Source organism: Pseudoalteromonas sp. Z1A6 (assembly GCF_011378745.1).
In the GTDB taxonomy this organism is placed as follows: domain Bacteria; phylum Pseudomonadota; class Gammaproteobacteria; order Enterobacterales; family Alteromonadaceae; genus Pseudoalteromonas; species Pseudoalteromonas arctica.
In genome coordinates, this window is sequence record NZ_WTKW01000378.1 from 1 (window position 1) to 3,748 (window position 3,748).

Annotated in this window: 4 protein-coding genes; all 4 read right to left on the reverse strand. The window is 35.2% G+C overall.

The window, feature by feature from the left end:
- Positions 1-381: Wzz/FepE/Etk N-terminal domain-containing protein (locus GQR46_RS17370; protein ID WP_240922920.1), on the reverse strand; the 381-nt coding region annotated here is incomplete at its 3' end.
- 21 nt (positions 382-402) lie between these two features.
- A complete protein-coding gene (locus GQR46_RS17375) occupies positions 403-921 on the reverse strand; it encodes a polysaccharide biosynthesis/export family protein (protein ID WP_165741729.1) in 519 nt (172 codons plus the stop codon).
- The gene (locus tag GQR46_RS17380) at positions 921-2,135 is read right to left on the reverse strand and encodes an outer membrane beta-barrel protein (RefSeq protein ID WP_165741730.1); all 1,215 of its coding nucleotides are present in this window, start codon (positions 2,133-2,135) and stop codon (positions 921-923) included. The genes GQR46_RS17375 and GQR46_RS17380 overlap by 1 nt, the downstream gene beginning before the upstream one ends.
- Entirely contained in the window at positions 2,119-3,522 is a 1,404-nt protein-coding gene (locus GQR46_RS17385) for an undecaprenyl-phosphate glucose phosphotransferase (RefSeq protein ID WP_165741732.1), read from the reverse strand. The genes GQR46_RS17380 and GQR46_RS17385 overlap by 17 nt, the downstream gene beginning before the upstream one ends.
- Positions 3,523-3,748: the final 226 nt, after the last annotated feature.

Here is a 3,748-nt window from a genome sequence, read left to right on the forward strand (position 1 = left end):
TAATTCAGACTTTATCGTAGAAAAATATGAAGGCTCTATTATAAAATCATTATGTTCTTTTAAATCCAGAGTTTTAATTACCTCCCTTGCTATGCTATCAGATTTTATAACCTCAAACTGCGTAAGGTAATACTCTTTTTTGTTTGAGTCTAGACCATAAACTTCTTGAAAACTTACAGCTTTAGCTTGCTCAGCCTCAATCAATAATTTTGAAGTTGCTACATATCTATTTGGAAGTGTTAAGGTTATCATTATCGTAAAGATAGTCACTACAAAGGAAAAACTTAATATTTTCCACTTAGCACTGGATAAGATGTTTAAATATCTCTCTAAATCGATTAAATCTTCATTGTTTTCTACAATTTCACTTGCGTTATTCATCTTTGAATGCCTATATCCTGCTTAAAACAAGCGTTGTTCTATTTTTATGGTATCACCAGCCGCAATCCGGCTATTTAAATTACCTTTTTGTTGCTGTTGTTTCGTTTGTTCTTTAAAAATATATATTTTGTCAATCGAGGCACGTTCGGTTAAACCACCAGCAAGTGCGATCGCTTGATTCACTGTCATAGCAGGCTGATATGGGTAAGCTCCAGGATTCTTAACTTCACCATGAATATAGAAAGGTCGATATTCAATTACTTGTACGTATACATTAGGGTTTATTAAAAAATCAGGTTGTAAGCCTTGTATTATAACTTGTTCAACCTCTGAGGTATTAAGCCCTGCAAGTGTAACTTTTCCTAAAAATGGGTAATTAATTTCCCCACTATTACCTAAAAGTGCAGTTACTTCTAAATCGGGTTGACCAAATACCTTTATTTCAACCTTATCACCAGCACCTAATATATAACTTTGCGCTGTTTGCGCAAAACAAACGCTGCATAAAAATAGCAGCGTTAAACTAAAAATAAACTTCATTAATTAGCCTTTAATCCCAATGTAAAATTAATACCTACAATAATTCGATCAAACTCTATTGCACTTTGAGTAGAGTCTCTATCAATAAAGTCTACATAGGTAGATACCATACCAAACTTATTCGCAACGTAGTTTAAACCTAAGCGCGCACTTTTGGTTTTATCTTTACGACCAACATCTCCAGTGTATTGCTCATCAATATAATTAATACCGGCCAGTGAGCTCAAATAGTCACTCCAGTTATGAGTCCAATTAACACCAAAAATACTTTCCTTAATATAGTCGCCTTGAACTAATGGGTCTTTAGCTGAGCGGCTGGTTGTAAATTGTACTGTAGAATAACTAAGCGGTTGCCAGTTTGCACCGGCTTCCCAGCTTAAACCGCTAAAACTTTCACGCTCATTAGCACTAAAGTCTTTATTTTGATAACCTAACTTAAACGAGCCAGATGTAACCGCGGTTGCTTCCCACTCCATACCTATTAATATTTTCACGTCATCACTATCACGTGAAATACCGTTAGCTTGTAAAAAGTCGTAACGATAGTTTTCTTGCTTGACCTCAAAAAAAACACGGGTAGATGCTTGAGTATTATAGTAACCAGTTACACCAATTAACGATTTATCGTAATCACGATATTGCGATACAGCTCTGAAATTTTGATATTTTTTACTAAAAAGGCCGGCGCTTAAAGCAACTTGCGCTTTTGAACTTTGTGCACCGTATTCGTAGAGCGCTAAAGCATTCTGTTCCTGGTACTTTACAAGCTCGTTTACTGCATCGCCCAAGCCTTCGGTTAAACCACTACCACGTGGTTCATAAAGCCAATCAGCATCAACGTTAATGTCTAAACGATGTTGACTAGTAAACTCTTTATGCACACCAACACCAATGTTTACTTGAGTAAAATTATCGTCAGAATCTTTATTATGTAACGAACTACTCGTACCTAAATCTAAGCTATAACTATCTGGGCCATCATCAATAACCGCTTTAACATTAGGAGTTATAGTCCAAATTAATCGCGATTCTTCGTTCTCAGGTGTACTAAAAAAGTTATTATTACTACTAAGCCCTGTTTGTAACGTAGGCGTAATTTCTGCGCCATCTTTAGTAATAAAACTACCTGGCTTTAAATTTGCAGCTGCGGGTGCTGCAAACCCTACACTTAACAAAGCAAAAATAGGGGTAAGTGTTTTAATATGCGTTTGCATTCTTAAATCCTTTAAAAATTGTCATAAAAATAATTTTTATATCAAACCATAACGACCAGTGTTTAATATAATGTAAATCAAATTCTACACGTTTTTCCATTTTATCAAGTGTGTCGGTTTCGCCGCGCCAGCCATTAATTTGCGCCCAACCTGTAATGCCTGGCTTAGCTTTATGCCGTAACATATAAAACTCAACCTTTTTACGGTATTCCTCATTATGGGCAATAGCATGGGGCCGAGGGCCTACAATAGACATATCACCTTTTAAAACATTTATAAATTGTGGTAACTCATCAAGGCTTGTACGGCGTAAAAAACCACCTAAAGGCGTAATGCGCGTATCATTTTTTGTAGCTTGTGTAACTACAGCACTGTTTTCGGTAACACTCATTGAGCGAAATTTCCAAACCTTAATTTTACGCCCATCTAATCCGTACCTGTCTTGTTTAAATATTACAGGCCCTTTAGAAGTAAATTTAACAGCAAATGCAATGGCAATTAAAATAGGAGATATCAGCATTAAAATAATAGAGGCAACAATTATATCTTCAGTACGCTTTATAAACTCACGAGCACCTATAAATGGGGATTCAAAAACGCTTAACGTGTCAACGTCACCCACATGCTCTATACGCGCATGTATTAAGTTAGATATTAAAAAGTCAGGAATTATATGTACATCAACCGTTGTATCGCCTAACTGCAATAAAATATCTGCAATACGTTTATCTGCCTTCATTGGCAATGCAATATACAAGACACCTATTTCACCATTGCGAGCTGCATTAACCGCATCTTGAATACGCCCTGCAACATCGTGTTTTGTTGAGTTTTCAAAAAGGCGCTCTGGTTGCCTGTCGTCAAAAAAACCTAAAAAATTAAAACCAAGTTCGTCATTTTTAGTAATTTCGTCATATAAATTTACCGCTGACTCTGTAGCACCGACTATTACAACATTACGTAAATTTAAACCAAGCTTCCTTCTATTTCTTTTAAATACATATACACCTAGGCGCCAAGCATATAAAAAGACAATACTCACTAAAAACCATAGGCCTAAGCCAATACGCGAAAGTAACTCTGTAAACTTAAAAGCAAACGATATAAAAAACAAAACGGCAAATGCAGAAAATAAAGCGCTCCAAGCACAAAGCACCATAGTTCTAAATTTACCCGCACGCCAAGAGCGGTAAGCAGAGAATATTTCAGCACAATATAAAAAGCTTAAAGCAACGGTTAAAACCGAAATCATATAAATAGGAGTGATCTCAAAACTATAGAACAAAGCTGAGCATTGAAAGGCTAAAAATAATGCAAAAATATCAAACAACCGATAAAAATTTGCATCCGACGAGCCATTAGGCTTAAACGTCCTTGAAGATGTCATACTATGTATCCCTATAGATATCTTAAAATTGAAATAAGCCCCACAAAACTGCGCAGCAAATTTTACAGTATCATACTAAAGTATTCAATATTGCTTATTGTATATATACAGCATTAATAAGTAAAAAACTTATAACTAGCGATCAAGTTACATAAAACAAACAAATATAAACTTACATAAATTTCATAAACATTTGTAATGTCATACCTAAACATAAATATAAATA